Here is a 17,351-nt window from a genome sequence, read left to right as displayed (position 1 = left end):
GGACAAGCTTGTGTCGAACGATTTTTTCTCCCGATTCGGTCCATCCCGCTCGGGCTCTTCGAGAGTACGCCGCGTGTGCGTGGCCATGGAGCAGGGTCGATGAGCACGGTGCTGGTGACAGGTGTTGGTGCAATCATCGGATACGGCGTACTGCGTTCGCTGCGCGCGAGTGGCGCGGAGCATCGCCTAATTGGAGCCGACATTTATCCGGATGCCGTGGGACAGGCCTGGTGCGATGGTTTCGAGCAGGCGCCGCTGACGAGTTCGAGCGGCTACCTCGATTGGCTGGCCGGCATTGTCGAGCGCCATGGCGTCGACCTCGTCGTGCCCGGCATCGAGCAGGATCTGCACCGGCTTTCCGACGCGCGCGAGTCGCTGCAGGCCCGGCATATTCGCTGCGTCCTCAACGACAAGGCTCTGGTCGATCTGTCCAAGGACAAGTGGCATACCTTTCAGGCACTGGAAGAGGCGAATGACCGGGTGCGCATTCCGTCGCTGGCCTCGGGTAGCTATGACGAACTGGCCGACAGGCTGGGCGTGCCGTTCCTGCTGAAGCCGCGTCGCAGCTATGCCTCGAAAGGCATTGTGCGGGTTACGTCGGCGGAAGTCTTCGCACCGCACGCGACCGACCTGGGAGACAAACTGATCGCTCAGCCAATTGTCGGGTCGGATGAGGGGGAGTATACGGTCGGTATCTTTGGTGACGGAGCGGGCGGCATCGCGGCATCCATCACGCTCAGGCGCAAGCTGGCGCCGGACGGGTCGACCGCCAAGGCGTGGGTCGCGCGGGACGCGACGCTGGACGCCGACGTCGCCCGGCTGGCTTCCCGTTTTCACCCGCTTGGGCCCACCAACCTGCAGTTTCGCGTTCACGAGGGCGGGTGGCGCCTGCTGGAGATCAATCCGCGCATCTCCTCGTCCACGTCGCTGCGCGCGGCTTTTGGTTACAACGAGAGCCAGATGTGCGTCGACTATTTCATCAAGCGAAAGCTTCCCGACCAGCCCATGATTTCGCAGGGGTTTGCGGCGCGTTATATCGAGGACTACGTCATCCATGATCGGCCTCATTTCTGACATACACGGCAACAGTACCGCGCTGGAAGCCGTGCTTGCCGCGCTGGATTCCATGCAGGTCGAAGGGATCTACTGCCTAGGAGACGTCGGAGGTTACTACAGCGAAGTCAATGCATGCTGTGACATGCTGCGCAAACGGCATATTCCGACGCTGATGGGTAACCACGACTGGTATCTTGCCAGTGGTGAGCCTTGCCCGCGGTCGCAGAGCGCGAACGACTGCCTGGCTTATCAGCGTTCCGTGCTTGCGGTGGAACACCTGGAGTGGCTGCGCGCTTTGCCACTTGAACTCGAGGCCGGAAGCTTGCGGATGATCCATGGCGGGTGGCGCGATCCTCTCGAAGAATATCTCGTGCCCTCCGACGCCTATTTCGCCGATCTCGACGGGCGTTACTTCGCTTCCGGGCATCTCCATGTCCAGTACGTCTGGCAAGGGGCGCAGGCAACGTACTGCAATCCAGGCTCGGTAGGACAACCGCGGGATGGCGATCCGGGTGCCGCTTTTGCGACATGGGACGGCACCGGGTTTACGCTCCATCGCGTCGGGTATGACGTAGATCGCACGGCCGCGGCCATGCGGGCGGCGGGGTTCAACTCCTACTACTACGAAAACCTCTACGGAGGCACGCGCATCGGCGGGAAACTGTCGCCGCGCCCTGTTTCCTGACGCCGTTGGATTCGGTGGTGTCGGTCGTAGGCCCGTTCAACTTTCAATGATGCAATTTAGATGAAAGCACGTCCACTGGACTACCTCTGGATTCTCTTGACGATCTTCTTCACCGTTTATGGTCAAGTCATCCTGAAGTGGCGCATGCAGCGGCTTGGTACGATGCCCGTCGAGCTTTGGGACAAGGCGCTTTTTGTCATCCGCGTGCTGTTTGACCCGGGTGTGTTCTCGGGCATTTTTGCCGCGTTCCTGGCTTCGCTGTGCTGGATCGTGGCGATGACGAAGTTCGAACTGAGTTACGCCTATCCCTTCGTCAGCCTTTGTTTTGTGGCAGTGCTGATGCTCAGTGCCTGGTTGCTCGGTGAGCCCTTGTCCATGCTGAAGATATTCGGTGTGGTATTCATCGTATTCGGTACCATACTGGCCAGCCAGGGCTGAATTAACCGATGTCCGGGCATTTTTCCAGCTTTAAGCAGACCATGTACAGGGTCATGACATGAAAGAAAAGACGACGCCGTTCAATCGCCCGTACATGACCGGGAAGGAACTCCATTACATCGCGCAGGCGCACTTCAATGGCCAGCTTGCGGGGGATGGGCCCTTTACCAAACGTTGCCACGCGTGGCTCGAACGGCAGACCGGCAGTGCCAAAGCGTTGTTGACGCATTCCTGTACGGCGGCGCTGGAAATGGCGGCACTCTTGTTGGACCTGGAGCCTGGTGATGAAGTCATCATGCCATCCTATACCTTCGTGTCGACGGCGAATGCGTTCGTTTTGCGGGGAGCCAAGCCCGTCTTCATCGATATCCGGCCTGACACGCTGAACATCGATGAGTCACTGATTGAGGCTGCTCTGACGCCTCGCACCCGCGCAATCGTGCCGGTCCACTATGCCGGCGTGGCTTGCGAGATGGACACCATCATGCGCATCGCGCAGCGGCACGGGTTGATGGTGATCGAAGACGCGGCGCAGGGAGTGATGTCGACCTACAAGGGGCGAGCTCTGGGGAGCATCGGACACCTCGGCGCCTACAGTTTCCATGAGACCAAAAATGTGATCTCGGGCGAGGGTGGCGCGTTGCTGGTCAACAATGCGGAATTCAGCATTCGGGCCGAGACTATTCGGGAGAAAGGAACCGACCGCAGCCGGTTTTTTCGCGGCGAGGTCGACAAGTACACCTGGCAGGAAGTCGGGTCGTCTTTTCTGCCCGGGGAGTTGGTGGCGGGATTTTTGTGGGCGCAGCTGGAAGAGGCGGAGCGCATCACGCGTGAGCGGCTGGATATCTGGGAGCGCTACCATCAGGCATTTGCCTCGCTGGAGCGCGACGGGACGCTGCGCCGGCCGATCGTGCCTGCCGACTGTGGCCACAACGCCCACATGTACTACGTTCTGCTTGCCTCGTCGCTGGATCGTCAGAACGTCATCGCTGAACTGAAGCAGCGCGGTATCTGGACAGTTTTTCACTACGTTCCCCTTCACAACTCGCCGGCGGGACTGCGTTATTGTCGGGCCGAAGGCGATCTTCCAGAGACTTGTTTGGCCGGAGAGCGCTTGCTGCGACTGCCATTGTGGGTCGGGCTCTCGCCGCAAGAGCAGGCACGAGTGATCGAGACGATCGCCGAGGTTCTGACCAAGCGCGCCTAGTGCGGATTGACGTCGTTGCCAGTCCCGCTGCATCGCTCCCGAGGGGCGTGCTTGCTGGCAATGCTGTCAGCGACCTCGGTACCTTGGCTTGGCGAACTGGCGCCGGGCCAAATTGAATTCCAACATGCTATGCGGCCCCGGGGCCGTGTCGGACACCGATATGCGTCAAGGCCAACAAGTCAATCAGGGCGAGGGTTTTCATGCGGAAGATTTCGCAACGCTCGCCCAACTCGAGAGCGATAGCTTCTGGTTCCGGGCGAGGAATCAACTCATTTTGTGGGCGACCAAGCCGCTGCTCCGGGCAGGCTCGAGCTTCTGCGAAATCGGCTGCGGCACAGGATTCGTGATTGCAGCGCTGGCGAAGGAAATGCCCCTGGTGAAATTCTCGGCTACCGAGCTGTTCGGCAATGCATTGCCGTTTGCGCGCAAGCGGGTTCCTTCCGCCGATTTCTACGAGATGGATGCACGCGATATCCCATTTCGGTCGGAGTTCGATGTCGTCGGCACCTTCGACGTGCTGGAGCATATCCAGGAGGACGAGAGAGTTCTCGCGGAGATCCACAAGGCCCTCAAGCCACAGGGAAAGCTCGTGATAACCGTTCCGCAGCATCCGTTCATGTGGAGTCACCAGGATGAGCGGGCCTGCCATGTGAGGCGCTATACGCGCGCGGAGATGACGGACAAGCTGAAGCGGGCGGGATTTTCGGTGGACCTGACGACCTCGTTCGTGAGTTTCCTGCTTCCCCTCATGTATATGGCTCGCCGGCCTGACCGGGTGGACTCTCCCGAGTACGATCCGGCGGCCGATCTGCGGCTCAACCCTGTTGTCAACGCCGTGATGCTGCTGGTCATGGCGATCGAGCGCCAGTTCATCAAAGTCGGGGTGCGATTCCCATTTGGCGGTTCGCTGCTCTTGGTGGCAACGAAGTTCTAGGTGCGCCGTACGGCTGCTTCCTGCGCCACAATGGCGCGCTGCCATGACGCTGGAATCTCTTTGAAACAAATTCGATAGGCAACAGGGGCTGGATGGCCTTTCTTCTGTTGGGGCTCTCTGCTAGGCTCTTCTAACAATGCATGGTACATGTATTGTAGTAAGTACATGGGGGTTGCCGCCGTGCAATCTTTTCGTATCGGCCTTCGCATGACCACACTGGAGAATTCCTTAATGGCAGCAAGACAGAACGAAATTTTTTCAACGGGTGGGGAAGGCGACCGCTACTTCCAGCGCAACCGCGCGTTCTATTCCGACAAGCGCTCCGCGGACGAGTTGAGTGCGGCCGCGGCGCTGTATACGAAATACATCAAGCAAGACGACCTGGTACTGGAAGTCGGGAGTTCATCGGGCGTCAACCTCGCCTCGATCTGCCAGGCGGCCGGGTGCCGCGGCGTCGGCATCGACCCGTCGGCCGAGGCGATTGGCAAGGGTCTGCAGTTGTTTCCCCATCTGGACCTGCGGGTCGGGACGGCGGACAGGCTGGATTTTGCAGACCATTCCCTGGACTTCACCCTGTTCGGATTCTGCCTCTACCTGGTTGACCGCGAACACATCACGCGAGTCGTGGCCGAGGCGGATCGCTGCCTGCGCGATGGTGGCTGGATCGGCATCACGGACTTCATGCCGGACGTGCCGACCGCACGCCCTTACGCGCACCGCGCTGAAATCACCTCGTACAAACTGGACTATAGTCGCCTGTTCACGGCGTTTCCGCATTTTCAGCTGGTGGAGTCGGTTTGCTTCAATCACACTGACAACCGCTATTCCGCGGATCCGCAGGAGCGGCTGTCTGCGCAAGTAATCCACAAGCAGATGCGCGGAGGATATCAGCGGATCTAGCTGACCACCGTGTCAAAGCCTTTTGACCATAGCAGACGCATATTTCCCGAACCCTGACTTCATCTTGCCAGGGCTCGCCCTCCCCTCCCGGGCACCTACGAACGACGCGTGTTGCGCGCCAGCGCGATCAGGAGACCGGCCATCAGTCCGATGGCTGCGCCTGCTACGGCATACAGCAATTTGCCGGGCGTCGAGGGGCGCTGGGGAGCGTAGTATTCTCCCAGCACCCGTGTGGGGTAGGTCCTCAGGTCCGCAAGTCCTTCTTCAAGCTGTAACTTTTGCTGCCCCAGGGTCAAGACTCGCGCGCTGACGACGGCAAGGATATTGGTAGTGAATAGATCCTGTGTAGTGGTCCGACTCTCGTTCGACTTCAGCGTGGTGTATGTCCGCTGATAGTCCTGTTCTGCTGCGGCAAGCTTCGTCGACGAGTCAGTGAGTTCGGCTTTCATGTGTTCGATCGCAGGCGCATATACCTTCTCATGTTCTGCGGACAGCGCCTTGAATGAGGCATCAAGTGCACGAATGGCTTGTTCCCGAGAGTATCCCGAGACCTGGACGTTGATCAGATCCAGGCTTTTTGCTGGCGATGCCCGCAGCGAATCGAAGAGCAGCGCCGATTCCGCATGATCGGCATCCGGCGTAGGCAGACCCATGCTCTTGAGCACGCCCAGGCGGAAGCTCGGCAGGTTATAGCGGTCAGATGCCGTTAATTGTGCCTCGATAAGTTTGCTGGTATTGCCTCCGCTCGCGCCAGGACTCGTCACCTGGCCGATCTGCACCGTCATCTTCGCAGTCCACTGCGGCGGCTGGAAGAAGGAGTATCCGATAGCGGCAGCAGTGCCAATGACAGTGGTTACCAACAGGAGCTTTGCGGATTTCGCGAGAAACGATTGCAGTGCTTTCGAGGAAAGGTTCTCGGGCGAGTTTTCTGGTGTAAACGGCATGGGGACAAGCCTAAGAAGCTTTGTACATTTGAGTGGTCGATTGTAACGCGGATCACAACATCGCCCTGTTTTGATGCGCATTCCCTGCTTTTGCTGGCGCAAGCTTGCTAGACGGTGCCGAGATGGGGCGTGCGCTCGACCACGGCAAGCAACGGCTGCCATCTTGTGGCGATCACGTCGGTGCCGAACGGGGTGGCAAAGTGCCTGCCCTCTCGCGCAAGCGTTTCCTGCAAAGACATGTCGTCCATCAATATTGAGAGTTTTTCTCCTAACGATCCAGAATTCTCAAGGCGTGCAACCAACCCGTTCTCTCCATCCCGCACCAGTTCCCTCGGCCCTGTCTCGCAATCCGTCGACACCACCGGCAACCCGAACGCCATCGCCTCCAGCAACACCAGCCCGAAGCCTTCGTAGCGCGAGCTCAGGCAGAAGATCGCCGCGCTGCAGTAGCATGACTCTACGTCCTGGCGTGTCCCCGGCATGCTGACCGAACTGGCAATGCCCAGCTCGCGGACCAGCGATTCGAGCGCGGTACGTTCTTCGCCTTCGCCGACGATTTCGAGCCGCCAGTCGGGATGGCCGGGTGCAACCAGTGCCCACGCATTCAACAGCACATCGAATCCCTTCGCGTGCACCAGCCGGCCCACCGCCAGAACCGTCTTCGATTGGCGGTTGGCAGGCACGGCCGGAAATGGAAACGGCAGCGGATTTGGAATGACTTCGACGCGGCACCGTGGCGTCAGCGCCTCCATCCACCGCTGACGGTCCCGCTCCGTCAGCACCACCACCGCATCATCGAACCTGGCCGCAAGCCGCCGCGCAATCCGCCGCGCCGGCTTGCCCAGGTCCTCGTCGAAATGGCAATGCTCCCATGCAATACGGCGTACCTTGAGACCGAGCGTTGCCGGCAGCGTGAACAACGTCAGCATGGTGTCCACCTCGATCAGCACATCGATGCGATGTGCGCTGACGAAACGCCTGATGCCGGAAACCGTGGACAAGTAGGCTCGCTTGAACGACGGCCGCTGTGCGAACAGCGCGTGATGCCTCACGGCGGAGTGCAGCGCAAAGCAGCTCCGAGCGTCCCACAGGCTCAGGATCCATACCGGATATCCACGCTCGGCGAGCGCATTGGCGATGACCGCGGTCATCCGCTCGGCACCTGCAAAGGCGTTGAGCGTGCCGGTCAGGAAGCAGATCGTCGGCAGCGTCTTCATGAGGATGAGGTGGCCAGTGCGGCGGCTTTCTTGCCGCGCCACCACAGCCACAGCCCGAATGCCACGGCCACGGCATTGCCGGCCGTATAGCCGCCTACCGCGCCCCAGACGCCGTAGGCGGGCACCATCACGAGATCGAAGGCCAGCGTGACGCCGAGCACCACGCCCCATTTGATGGCGATCCACTCGGGCCGCCGCAGATAGACCGGCAGCAGCGTCAGGCCGACGTCCGCGAAGATCAGCGTCGACGAGAGCGCGGCGGCGCGCAGCAGGGAGGCGGAGGAGGAGAAGGCGTGGCCGTAGAGCAACTGGACGATCCATGGCGCGCCGATGGCGATCAGGACTGCGCCGCCGAGGCCGATCGCCGTCATGCCGATGGCGATGCGGGCGATGTTGGCGCGTGCCGTTGCGAACTCGGCCCTGCTGTACACGTAGATCGGTGCGACGCCGGCGGCCAGGATGGTGGCCACCACCGTGTAGTTGTCCAGAATCTGCATGCAGGCCGCATACGCGCCGAAGTCCGCGAGCGTTACCGCCGGCTGCAGCACCAGTTGGTCGATCCGGCGCGCGCCCATCATCAGCATGAAGCTGACCCAGAACAGCGCGCCGTTGCGCATGAGTTCGCGGGTGAAGCGCAAATCGTATTGCACGCGGCCGCGTTCGGCGTGCGTCAGGTAGTAGACCGCCAGCAGGCCGGCCAGGATGACCGCTTCGGCGGCGAAGGCGCCGGCGAACCAGGGCACGCTGTGCGCGCCCGCGGTGAACAGGGCCGCCACGAGGCCTCCCTTGACAGCCAGCGAGGCCAGGCTGAACAGCGTATTCGGCCGGTTGTTGGTGTGGGCCTGCATCCAGGCGACCACGATGCCGAACGGTTCGCGCAGCAGGATGGCGATGCCGAGCAGCAGCGCCGCGGCCCAGGTTTCGGCGGCGGGCCGTTGCAGCAGCAGGTAGCCGCACATCAGCAGGTAGCCGAGCACGGCGCCGCCGATCCGCAGCGAGAACGCGTGGGCAAGCAGCCGGTGCTGCGCCTGCGGCGATGGCGTGGCGACCAGCCTGGGCACGACGACTTCGCCGCCGCAGATCAGCGCGACCGAGGCGGCGATCAGCACCACGGCCTGCGCGTACTGGAAGTGGGCGAAGCCTTCGGGCCCGAGCGCGCGCGCGAGCATGGCGACGATGCCGATGCCGGCGGTGACCTGGATGCCGCGCTCGGCGAGCATCCAGAACAGGTTGCCTGCAACGCGGCGGCGCATCAGGCGGGCTCCGCGCAACGCGCGCCGCGCGCGGCGGCGAGGCTGGCGTAGCAGTCCAGCCACTGGCGGGCGACCGCCTCAATGCCGAAGCGCGCGGCGATGCGCTGGCGGCGCGCGGCCTGGGCTTCGGGCGAGCCGGCGCCGGCCTCAAGCGCGCGGCGCATGGCGGCGGACAGGGCGGCGGCGTCGCCCCGTGGGACGATCTGTCCCGCATCGCCGAGCATGTCGGCGACGCCGGGCGCATCGGTGGAGACGACCGGGCAGCCGCATGCGAGCGCTTCGGCAATGACAAGCGGCATGCCCTCGATGCGCGAGGACAGGACGAACAGATCGGCCGCGCTCAGCAGTTCGGGAATGTCGCGCCGCATGCCCAGCAGCGTGGCGCGGCCGGTCAGCCCGAGCCGGTCGATGGCGCTGGCCAGTGCGGCACGCTCGGGGCCGTCACCGGCGATCGCCAGGTGCGGCGTGCGGTCGGGTACCGTTGCCATGTCGAGGCGGCCGAATGCTTCGAGCAGGAGGTCTTGCGCCTTCTCCGGGACCAGCCTGCCGACATTGAGGACCAGCATCGCGCCGGGCGCCATGCCGAGGGCGGCGCGCGTGGCCTGCCGCAGTTCGGGGCGGGGCCGGAAGCGTTCGATGTCGATGCCGTTGGGCACCACGACGATGCGCTCGGGCCGTACCGCGCCGGCATCGATCATGCCCTGGCGCCCGTCGGCGCTGACGTGGGTGGTGAGCGTGGCCCAGCGGTCGGTCAGCCGGTAGGCGAGCATGCGCAACTGGCCGCCCTCGCGATAGCTGTGCGCGGTGCACACCACTGGCGGCGTGCGTGCGATGCGCGTCAGCGCGCGCGCAAACAGGTTGGCGTGGATCATGTGCGCATGGATGACGTCGGGCCGCCATGCGCGCATGAAGCCGCGCAAGCGCCACAAGGCGCGCGCCATCGACCAGGGCGTCTTGCGCATGTCCAGGCAGAGCAGGGTTGCCGCCCCGGGCACGTCCACCTCGCAGCCGGGTGTGAGGCTAACCACCGCGACCGCATGGCCCAGCGCGATGAACTGCCGCGCCAGCGCGGCCACCTGCTGTTCGGCGCCGCCGAGTTTCAGGCCGGTGCTGAGCAGCAGGATGCGCATGGGCGGGCGAATCGGGCCGGGGCCGCGTGGCTGCTTCACCGCGCCCCATATCCCGTCAACAACGTCCGCAGCGTCTTCACCGCGATCAGCAGGTCCAGCGCGAACGAGCAGTGCTTGACGTAGTACAGGTCATAGCTGAGCTTGGTGACGGTCTCTTCGTGCGTGCCGACGTAACCCTGCTGCACCTGCGCCCAGCCGGACAGGCCCGGGCGCACCAGGTGACGATAGGGATAGTAGGCGATGGTGCGGGCGAACTCCTCGACCATTGGCACCTGCTCCGGGCGCGGGCCGATCAGGCTCATGTCGCCGACCAGCACGTTCCACAACTGCGGTATCTCGTCGAGGCGATACTTGCGGATGACGCGGCCCACGCGGGTGACGCGCGGATCGCGGCGGGCGGCGAATTGCGCCGGGGCGCCGGCGTCGTATCCCATGCTGCGGAACTTGAACATGGTGAACGGCTTGCCGAACAGGCCGACGCGGGCCTGGCGGAACAGCGCCGGGCCCGGCGATTCCAGCCGGATGGCGAGGCCCACGACGAGGCCCACCGGCAGCGCGACGGGCGCCAGGCAAAGCACGGCGGCCAGGTCGATCGCGCGCTTGGTGAAACTGTAGAAGTAGTGGGCGGCGTAGTCGTCGAGGAAGTTCTCGTCGATGTGGGCCAGGCCGACGCGGCCGGTGAGCATTTCGCCGATGCGCTCCACCGAGTACATGCGCACGTGGCTGAGCTTGAACTGGGCCAGCACGCGCGTGCGCTCGGGGTCGGCGGTGGCATTGCGGTCCAGCATGAGGCCGTCGCAGTGCACGGCTTCCTCTAGCGAGCTGATGGCCTGGAAGCGGGTGGGGCTGGCCGGCGCCGCGCCGGGCATGGCGAGGATCCGTTCGAGCTGCGCCAGGGTGGCGGCATCGGTGTAGCCGAATACGGGCACGTAGTTGCGCACGAAGCGGCGGTAGCCGAACCAGATCCAGCCCAGCGTGGTGAGGTAGCCGAGCAGCAGCGCGCCGCGCGAGTATTCGAGATGGAAGGCGGCGAAGCCGAACAGCAGCGCGGCGAAGGGCAGGGTGGCGGCGAGGCCGACCAGGCTGTTGCCTTCCATTGCCGGCAGGTGCAGCGAGCGGTGCAGCAGCACGAAGGCGAACAGGTAGGGCAGCACCGACCACAGCAGGGTGCGGGTGAAGACATGGGTGACCAGCCCGGTGTGGCGGGCCAGTTCGGCCAGCGCGGCGTTGAGGCCGAACAGCAGCAGCCCGAACAGAGCCCATACCAGCATGCGGCTGGCGCGGCGGATGGTTTCCGATCCCTGCGAACGGGGTAACTGGGCGGCGCGGCCCACGCTGTGGCTCTTGTTCATCTTGTTCCGGCTCCGCTGCTGGCTGCCGCGCGCACGGCTGGGTGCCTGCCGGCCAGCGCCTGCTGGTAGACCGCCCAGGTGGCTTCGGCCATCGGCGCTAGGCCGAATTCGCGCGCCCAGCGCGCGCGGGCGGCCTGCCCGAGCGCGGCGCGCAGGCTGGCATCGCCGGCCAGCCGCTGCAGTGCGGCGGCCCAGGTGGCTTCGTCGTTGCCGGGCACCAGCAGGCCGCAGGCGCCGTCGTCGAGCTGCTCGCGGATGCCGGGGAGGTCACTGGCGGCAACCGGCAGGCCGGCGCGCATGGCTTCCAGCACCGATAACGGGAAACCTTCGTGGTCGGAGGCCAGCAGGAACGCCTGGGCCGACGCCAGCAGCGCCGGCACGTCGGCGACCGCGCCGGCAAAGCGGATGCGGCCGGGCGCCGCGGCACCGGCCAGGGTACGCAGGGCCTCCAGTTGCGGGCCTTCGCCGGCGATCACCAGTTCGCAATCGGGCAGGGCGGCGCGCGCGAAGGCGCGGATCGCCAGGTCGGCCCGCTTGGGCGCGGCCAGGCGGGCCACCATGACGATGCGGCGCAGCGGCGCGCCGGGCGTGGCGCGCGCCGGCGTGTCGGCGATGCCGTTGCGGATCACGCTGATGCGCGACGCGGCAAGCGGCAGGGCCGCGGCCAGTTCGCGCTCGGCCTGCGCCACGCAGATCAGGCGCGTGGTGAGCGGGGCCAGCAGCCATTCCACCGCGCGCGCGGCCAGGCGCTGGCGCGCGGGCGCGGCGGCCTTGAAGGCGAAGCCGTGCACGGTATAGACCACCGGCACGCCGAGCAGCCAGCCGGCCAGCCGGCCCAGCGCGCCGGCCTTGGCGCTATGCGTGTGGATCAGGTCGGGCGCGGCCGCGCGCAGCGCTGCCAGCAACTGCCGGAAAGCGGCCAGCGCGCGCAGCGGCGAGAGGGCGTTGTCCAGCAGCGGCAGGCGTTCGGTGCGCGCGCCTGCGGCGCGGGCGTGGTCGAGCAGCGGGCCGCTGCCGCCGGCCAGCAGCACCGGCTCGATGCGGTCGCGCAGCGCGGTCAGCAGGTCGGCCACGTGCGTCTGCGCTCCCCCGATCTCGGAGTTCGTGATCAGGTAGGCAACGCGCGGACGGGTGGCGGACAGGGGAGAGGGCACGGGCAAGGCGGCAAGGCACGGCAAGGCACTAGGGGCGGCCGGCCGGGGCAGGCTGCCGGCAGCGGCGGCCCCGAGGGCCGCGGCGTCGATTTCGGGCACAGCCGGACGATTATAACTGGCGTGTCATCCGCATTCCGGCAAAATACGGTCTTTGGCGCGTTTGCCGCCGCCGGCCGTTCCGCCGGCGGCGGCAGTCCACGCCTGGACCGATTACCACAGGATGCGACCCATGCAAGCAGATCCTTCCATTTTCAAGGCCTACGATATCCGCGGCATCGTCGGCAAGACCCTGACGCGCGACGTGGCGCGCGCGATCGGCCTGTCCTTCGGCTCGGCCGCCGCGGAGCAGGGCGAGCGCGCGGTGGTGGTCGGGCGCGACGGGCGCCTGTCGGGCCCCGACCTGCTGGGCGGCCTGGTCGAAGGGCTGCGCGCCGCGGGCGTGGACGTGATCGACCTGGGCATGGTGGCCACGCCGATGGTCTATTTCGGCACCAATGTCGAGCTGGCCGGCCGCCGCGCCGCTTCCGGCATCATGGTCACCGGCAGCCACAATCCGCCCGACTACAACGGCTTCAAGATGGTGCTGGGCGGCAAGGCGATCTACGGCGAGCAGATCCAGGCGCTGCGCCAGCGCATCGAGGCAGGCCAGTTCGCCAGCGGGGCCGGCGGCTATGAGCAGGTCGACGTCCGCCAGCAATACCTGGACCGCATCACCGGAGACGTCAAGCTGGCGCGCCCGATGAAGATCGCGCTGGATGCCGGCAACGGCGTGGCCGGCGCCTTCGTCGGCGACCTGTTCCGCGCGCTCGGCTGCGAAGTCACCGAGCTGTTCTGCGAGGTGGACGGCAATTTCCCCAACCACCATCCCGATCCCGCTCATGTGGAGAACCTGCAGGACCTGATGCGCTGCCTGCGCGAGACCGACTGCGAACTGGGCCTGGCCTTCGACGGCGACGGCGATCGCCTCGGCGTGGTGACCAAGGATGGCCAGGTGGTCTTCCCCGACCGCCAGTTGATGCTGTTCGCCGAGGAGATCCTGGCACGCAACCCGGGCCAGCAGATCATCTACGACGTCAAGTGCACCGGCAAGCTGGCCCCGTGGATCCGCCAGCACGGCGGCGAGCCGCTGATGTGGAAGACCGGTCACTCGCTGGTCAAGGCCAAGCTCAAGGAAACCGGCGCGCCGCTGGCCGGCGAGATGAGCGGCCACGTGTTCTTCAAGGACCGCTGGTACGGCTTCGACGACGGCCTGTACACGGGCGCGCGCCTGCTCGAGATCCTCTCCAGGCACGCCGACCCGAGCGCGGTGCTCAACGCGCTGCCCAATTCGAACTGCACGCCCGAGCTGCAGCTCAAGTGCGCCGAGGGCGAGGCCTTCACGCTGCTCGACAAGATCCGCGCCAACGCGAAGTTCGACGGCGCGCGCGAGGTCATCACCATCGACGGCGTGCGCGTGGAATATGCCGACGGCTTCGGCCTGGCGCGCCCGTCCAACACCACGCCGGTGGTGGTGATGCGCTTCGAGGCCGACAGCGATGCCGCGCTGGCCCGCATCCAGGCCGAATTCAAGCGCGTGATCCTGGCTGAAAAGCCGGACGCGCAACTGCCGTTCTGAGCGGATGCCGTTGACTGCGCCCGTGTCGGGCGAAACGAGCAACACGGGCGAAGCCGCCGCGCCCTACGCGCTGCCCGCGAGGCCGCGCATCCTGGTGGTCAAGGTCTCGTCGCTGGGCGACGTGGTGCACAACATGCCGCTGGTGCACGACCTGCGCGCGCGCTGGCCCGGATGCGAGATCGACTGGGTGGTGGAAGAGGGCTATGCCGACCTGGTGCGCCTGCTGCCCGAGGTGCGCAAGGTGATTCCGTTCGCGCTGCGGCGCTGGCGCAAGCGCGTCTACCAGGGCGCGGCCTGGCGCGAGATCGGCGCCTTCCGCCGCGCGCTGCGCGAGCAGGCCTACGATGCCGTGATCGAAACCCAGGGCCTGCTCAAGACCGCCGTGGTGGCGCGCGTGGCGCGCCGCCGCCCGGGCGCGCCGGTGATCGGGCTGGGCAATGCCACGCAGGGCTCGGGCTACGAGCCGGCCGCGCGGCTGTTCTATACCGTGCCGGTGACCGTGCCGCTGCAGACCCACTCGGTGCGGCGCTCGCGCTTGCTGGGCGCCGCGCTTACCGGCATCGCGCCGCCCGAGCCGCCGCAGTTCTTCGGCCCAGGCGCGCGCAGCCTGCATGTGGACGATGTGCTGTGGGCAGGCCTGCCCGCGCGCTACGCAGTGTGCTTCCATGCCACCGCGGGCGCCAGGAAGCGATGGCCGCTGGCGAGCTGGCACGAACTCGGCCGCCGCCTGGCCGAGGAAGGCCTGGCCATGCTGCTGCCGTGGGGCAGCGAGGCCGAGCGGCGCGCGGCGCAGGAGATTGCCGCCGGCGTGCCAGGCGCGCAGGTGCTGCCGCGTTTTTCCGTGATGCAGGGCTTCGGGCTGATCAACCGCGCCGAGGTGGTGATCGGCGTCGACACGGGGCTGGTCCATATCGCCGCCGCGCTGTGCCGTCCCACCGTGGAAATCTATACCGCCACCTGGCGCTGGAAGACCGAGGGCTACTGGTCGGACAGCATCGCCAACGTGGGCGACGATGGCGTGGTGCCGCCGCCGGGCGAGGTCTACGCCGCCGCGCGGCGCGTGCGCGGGCTGGAGCGCTGATGCTGCGTGCCCTCTACAACCTGCTGTGGCTGGTCGCGCTGCCGGTGGCACTGCTGCGCCTGGTTTGGCGCGGGCGCAAGGAGCCGGGTTACGTGCGGCACGTGGGCGAGCGCCTGGGCGCCTACGGCAAGCTGCCCGCGGCTGGTCCGTGGCTGTGGGTCCACGCCGTGTCGGTGGGCGAGACGCGCGCGGCCCAGCCGCTGATCGAGGCGCTGCTGGCCAGCTATCCGTCTCACCGCTTGCTGCTCACGCACATGACGCCGACGGGCCGCCAGACCGGGGCCCAGCTGTTCGGTGCGCAGCCGCGCGTAACGCAGTGCTACCTGCCCTACGACCTGCCCTGGCTGGTGCGCCGCTTCCTGCGCTATTTCCGGCCGGTGGCGGGCATGCTGATGGAAACCGAGGTGTGGCCCAGCCTAGTGCGCGGCGCGCGCCTGGAGGGCGTGCCGCTGCTGCTGGTCAATGCCCGGCTGTCGCCGCGCAGCTACCGGCGCACGGCGCGCTTCGGGCAGGCCGCCACGGCGATGTACCGCGATTTCACCGCGGTGCTGGCGCAGACGCAGGGCGACGCCGAACGCTTCCGCGCGCTTGGCCTGCCCGCGGTCGAGGTCACCGGCAACCTCAAGTTCGACATGGAGCCGCCCGAGGCCGGCCTGCGGCGCGGCCGCCTGCTGCGCAAAGGGTTTGGCGCGCGTGCCGTGTTTGCCGCCACCAGCACGCGCGAGGGCGAGGAGGCGCTGGTGCTGGCCGCGTTCGCGCGCTGGCTGGCACTGGCCGCGCCCGCGCCCGCAGCCGTGCCGCGCCCGGCCCTGCTGCTGGTGCCGCGCCATCCGCAGCGCTTCGACGAGGTCGCGGCGCTGGTGGCGCGCCAGGGCTTCTCGCTCCAGCGCCGCAGCGCGTTCGGCGATGCCGCCGGCTGGGAACAGTCGGGTTTGCCGGAGCCGGTCACGGCGGACGTGCTGCTGGGCGACTCGATGGGCGAGATGGCGCTGTACTTCGCTGCTTCCGATCTTGCCTTCATCGGCGGCAGCCTGCTGCCCTTGGGCGGCCAGAACCTGATCGAGGCATGCGCGGCGGGCACGCCGGTGCTGATCGGGCCGCACACTTTCAATTTCGCGCAGGCGACCGAGGACGCCATCGCCGCCGGCGCCTGCCGGCGCGTGGCCGATGCGGACGAACTGATGCGCACGGCCGCCACGGTGCTGGGCGACGCGCCCGGCCTGGCCGCCATGCGCGATGCCGCGCGGGCATTCTCGGTGCTCCATCGCGGCGCCACGCAGCGGACCATGGCGGCTCTGGCGCAGGTGATCGGCGCGGCGCGCTAGCACGGGCCCCGCCGGCATGTAGGCCGGCGCCCGATGGGCCGCTGCTGTGTGGTTCGCTACACTGTCCCGCGTGAGGGCCAGTCTCGCGGCCTGACCTGGCCCGTGGGCCGCCCGCAGGGCGGCGCGGGCAGGCCAGGCCGCGCGCCCCCGAACCGGAGCTATCCCATGCAGAACCTGCAGAACCCCCGCCATTCTCACGCCCGCATGACGGCTGCGTGGGCAGCGCGCGTCGCCTCGGCCGTGCTGCTTGTCGCGGCGCTGGGCGCCTGCGCCACCGGCGCCGCACCCGATTCCCCCGGCGCGGGCGCCAGCCTCAACCAGACGCAGAGCGGCGGCCCCAGCCGCTGGGAACTGGTGCGTTGGCAACAGCCCGACGGCACGCTCAGGCCGATTCCGCACGGCGACAACGGCCAGCCCATCGTCTTTGAATTCAACAGCGGCATCGACGCCGCGCAAGGCACGGTCAGCGGCTATAGCGGCTGCAACCGCTTTACCGGCGGCTACGGCAAGACCGACGCCGGCATGCGCTTCGACCGGATGGCCGGCACGCGCATGGCCTGCATGCCGCCGCGCGGCGAACTGGAAGGCGCGCTGCTCAAGGCCATGCAGTCGCCGTTCACTACCGTGGGCACGCAGCCCTCGGCGGGATCGACCGGACGCCAGATCATCTGGAAGACCGCCGACGGCGACCTACTGCAGTTCGTCGAGCGCGCAGGCGTGGGCAGGCGCGGCGCGAAGATCGATGCGGTGGCGGGCGGCGAGCGGATTGTCTATATCGACTCGCAACGTGTGGAATGCCCGGGTATTGGCCGCATGCAGTGCTACCGCTGGCGTGATTCATCCGATGCGCCCTGGCAGCTTTGGTATGGTCCCATCGAGGGCCTCGACTTCGAGCCCGGGGTCAGTTATAAGCTTCGCGTGCGAGAGTATCAGGTGCCGAATCCGCCAGCGGATGCGCCGGCGATTCGCTGGCAGTTGCTTAGCGTGGAGGAGCGGTTACGTGGTGCGGCGCAACCGATCCGTTAAAATGCAGGCTGCCTTTGAACTGCCTCGCGGCGTG

The 17,351-nt window shown here is 66.5% G+C and carries 16 protein-coding genes; 10 read left to right on the top strand and 6 right to left on the bottom strand.

Features of this window, described 5'->3' with window-relative positions; genetic code table 11:
- Window positions 1-99 precede the first annotated feature (99 nt).
- From ACKI2N_RS14705 to ACKI2N_RS14680, 6 genes are all read left to right on the top strand, one after another.
- Complete coding sequence (locus tag ACKI2N_RS14705) at window positions 100-1,074, top strand: ATP-grasp domain-containing protein (RefSeq protein WP_420993385.1); 975 nt, start codon at window positions 100-102, stop codon at window positions 1,072-1,074.
- Window positions 1,055-1,741: a metallophosphoesterase family protein gene (locus ACKI2N_RS14700; RefSeq protein WP_420993384.1), complete on the top strand. Its 687-nt coding sequence runs from the start codon at window positions 1,055-1,057 to the stop codon at window positions 1,739-1,741. Before ACKI2N_RS14705 ends, ACKI2N_RS14700 begins: the two co-directional genes overlap by 20 nt.
- Before the next feature lie 60 nt (window positions 1,742-1,801).
- Window positions 1,802-2,179 (top strand): EamA family transporter, encoded by a 378-nt coding sequence (locus ACKI2N_RS14695; protein WP_420993383.1) that lies wholly within the window; start codon window positions 1,802-1,804, stop codon window positions 2,177-2,179.
- Window positions 2,180-2,237: 58 nt separating this feature from the next.
- Window positions 2,238-3,386: a dTDP-4-amino-4,6-dideoxygalactose transaminase gene (rffA, locus tag ACKI2N_RS14690; protein ID WP_420993382.1), complete on the top strand. Its 1,149-nt coding sequence runs from the start codon at window positions 2,238-2,240 to the stop codon at window positions 3,384-3,386.
- 160 nt (window positions 3,387-3,546) lie between these two features.
- Window positions 3,547-4,320 carry a class I SAM-dependent methyltransferase gene (locus ACKI2N_RS14685; protein ID WP_420993381.1) on the top strand — a complete coding sequence of 258 codons (774 nt, stop codon included), beginning with the start codon at window positions 3,547-3,549 and terminating at the stop codon, window positions 4,318-4,320.
- Between the two features lie 207 nt (window positions 4,321-4,527).
- Window positions 4,528-5,220, top strand: a complete 693-nt coding sequence (locus ACKI2N_RS14680) for a class I SAM-dependent methyltransferase (RefSeq protein ID WP_420993380.1) — start codon at window positions 4,528-4,530, stop codon at window positions 5,218-5,220.
- Window positions 5,221-5,315: 95 nt separating this feature from the next.
- Here ACKI2N_RS14680 and ACKI2N_RS14675 read toward each other — a convergent pair whose 3' ends face one another.
- The 6 genes from ACKI2N_RS14675 to ACKI2N_RS14650 form a co-directional block, all read right to left on the bottom strand.
- On the bottom strand, window positions 5,316-6,164 hold the full coding sequence (locus tag ACKI2N_RS14675) for a Wzz/FepE/Etk N-terminal domain-containing protein (RefSeq protein ID WP_420993379.1): 849 nt from the start codon (window positions 6,162-6,164) through the stop codon (window positions 5,316-5,318).
- Window positions 6,165-6,271: 107 nt separating this feature from the next.
- Complete coding sequence (locus ACKI2N_RS14670; protein WP_420993378.1) at window positions 6,272-7,381, bottom strand: glycosyltransferase family 4 protein; 1,110 nt, start codon at window positions 7,379-7,381, stop codon at window positions 6,272-6,274.
- Complete coding sequence (locus tag ACKI2N_RS14665; RefSeq protein ID WP_420993377.1) at window positions 7,378-8,634, bottom strand: lipopolysaccharide biosynthesis protein; 1,257 nt, start codon at window positions 8,632-8,634, stop codon at window positions 7,378-7,380. The genes ACKI2N_RS14670 and ACKI2N_RS14665 overlap by 4 nt, the downstream gene beginning before the upstream one ends.
- A complete protein-coding gene (locus ACKI2N_RS14660; RefSeq protein WP_420993376.1) occupies window positions 8,634-9,764 on the bottom strand; it encodes a glycosyltransferase in 1,131 nt (376 codons plus the stop codon). Before ACKI2N_RS14660 ends, ACKI2N_RS14665 begins: the two co-directional genes overlap by 1 nt.
- A gap of 35 nt (window positions 9,765-9,799) precedes the next feature.
- The gene (locus ACKI2N_RS14655) at window positions 9,800-11,116 is read right to left on the bottom strand and encodes an exopolysaccharide biosynthesis polyprenyl glycosylphosphotransferase (protein WP_420993375.1); all 1,317 of its coding nucleotides are present in this window, start codon (window positions 11,114-11,116) and stop codon (window positions 9,800-9,802) included.
- Complete coding sequence (locus ACKI2N_RS14650) at window positions 11,113-12,270, bottom strand: glycosyltransferase family 4 protein (RefSeq protein ID WP_420993373.1); 1,158 nt, start codon at window positions 12,268-12,270, stop codon at window positions 11,113-11,115. The genes ACKI2N_RS14655 and ACKI2N_RS14650 overlap by 4 nt, the downstream gene beginning before the upstream one ends.
- Before the next feature lie 229 nt (window positions 12,271-12,499).
- Between ACKI2N_RS14650 and ACKI2N_RS14645 the strand changes: the two genes are divergently transcribed.
- The 4 genes from ACKI2N_RS14645 to ACKI2N_RS14630 all read left to right on the top strand — a co-directional run bounded on the left by ACKI2N_RS14645 (window position 12,500) and on the right by ACKI2N_RS14630 (window position 17,317).
- Complete coding sequence (locus ACKI2N_RS14645) at window positions 12,500-13,885, top strand: phosphomannomutase/phosphoglucomutase (protein WP_420993372.1); 1,386 nt, start codon at window positions 12,500-12,502, stop codon at window positions 13,883-13,885.
- A gap of 4 nt (window positions 13,886-13,889) precedes the next feature.
- Window positions 13,890-14,966 carry a lipopolysaccharide heptosyltransferase I gene (waaC, locus tag ACKI2N_RS14640; RefSeq protein WP_420993371.1) on the top strand — a complete coding sequence of 359 codons (1,077 nt, stop codon included), beginning with the start codon at window positions 13,890-13,892 and terminating at the stop codon, window positions 14,964-14,966.
- Window positions 14,966-16,291 (top strand): lipid IV(A) 3-deoxy-D-manno-octulosonic acid transferase, encoded by a 1,326-nt coding sequence (waaA, locus tag ACKI2N_RS14635; protein WP_420993370.1) that lies wholly within the window; start codon window positions 14,966-14,968, stop codon window positions 16,289-16,291. Before waaC ends, waaA begins: the two co-directional genes overlap by 1 nt.
- Before the next feature lie 204 nt (window positions 16,292-16,495).
- Window positions 16,496-17,317 carry an META and DUF4377 domain-containing protein gene (locus ACKI2N_RS14630; RefSeq protein ID WP_420993470.1) on the top strand — a complete coding sequence of 274 codons (822 nt, stop codon included), beginning with the start codon at window positions 16,496-16,498 and terminating at the stop codon, window positions 17,315-17,317.
- Window positions 17,318-17,351: the final 34 nt, after the last annotated feature.

It is taken from the genome of Cupriavidus sp. 30B13 (genome assembly GCF_049059565.2).
In the GTDB taxonomy this organism is placed as follows: Bacteria; Pseudomonadota; Gammaproteobacteria; order Burkholderiales; family Burkholderiaceae; genus Cupriavidus.
Note: the sequence above shows the minus strand (reverse complement) of the source record. Positions and strands in the feature narration are given on the sequence as shown.

What these genes read in the sequence shown, in the direction of transcription:
- ACKI2N_RS14705 (WP_420993385.1), top strand. Translation starts at nt 100, where the DNA reads ATGAGCACGGTGCTGGTGACAGGTGTTGGTGCAATCATCGGATACGGC.
- ACKI2N_RS14700 (WP_420993384.1), top strand. Translation starts at nt 1,055, where the DNA reads ATGATCGGCCTCATTTCTGACATACACGGCAACAGTACCGCGCTGGAA.
- ACKI2N_RS14695 (WP_420993383.1), top strand. Translation starts at nt 1,802, where the DNA reads ATGAAAGCACGTCCACTGGACTACCTCTGGATTCTCTTGACGATCTTC.
- rffA (WP_420993382.1), top strand. Translation starts at nt 2,238, where the DNA reads ATGAAAGAAAAGACGACGCCGTTCAATCGCCCGTACATGACCGGGAAG.
- ACKI2N_RS14685 (WP_420993381.1), top strand. Translation starts at nt 3,547, where the DNA reads ATGCGTCAAGGCCAACAAGTCAATCAGGGCGAGGGTTTTCATGCGGAA.
- ACKI2N_RS14680 (WP_420993380.1), top strand. Translation starts at nt 4,528, where the DNA reads ATGACCACACTGGAGAATTCCTTAATGGCAGCAAGACAGAACGAAATT.
- ACKI2N_RS14675 (WP_420993379.1), bottom strand. Translation starts at nt 6,164, where the DNA reads ATGCCGTTTACACCAGAAAACTCGCCCGAGAACCTTTCCTCGAAAGCA.
- ACKI2N_RS14670 (WP_420993378.1), bottom strand. Translation starts at nt 7,381, where the DNA reads ATGAAGACGCTGCCGACGATCTGCTTCCTGACCGGCACGCTCAACGCC.
- ACKI2N_RS14665 (WP_420993377.1), bottom strand. Translation starts at nt 8,634, where the DNA reads ATGCGCCGCCGCGTTGCAGGCAACCTGTTCTGGATGCTCGCCGAGCGC.
- ACKI2N_RS14660 (WP_420993376.1), bottom strand. Translation starts at nt 9,764, where the DNA reads ATGCGCATCCTGCTGCTCAGCACCGGCCTGAAACTCGGCGGCGCCGAA.
- ACKI2N_RS14655 (WP_420993375.1), bottom strand. Translation starts at nt 11,116, where the DNA reads ATGAACAAGAGCCACAGCGTGGGCCGCGCCGCCCAGTTACCCCGTTCG.
- ACKI2N_RS14645 (WP_420993372.1), top strand. Translation starts at nt 12,500, where the DNA reads ATGCAAGCAGATCCTTCCATTTTCAAGGCCTACGATATCCGCGGCATC.
- waaC (WP_420993371.1), top strand. Translation starts at nt 13,890, where the DNA reads ATGCCGTTGACTGCGCCCGTGTCGGGCGAAACGAGCAACACGGGCGAA.
- waaA (WP_420993370.1), top strand. Translation starts at nt 14,966, where the DNA reads ATGCTGCGTGCCCTCTACAACCTGCTGTGGCTGGTCGCGCTGCCGGTG.
- ACKI2N_RS14630 (WP_420993470.1), top strand. Translation starts at nt 16,496, where the DNA reads ATGACGGCTGCGTGGGCAGCGCGCGTCGCCTCGGCCGTGCTGCTTGTC.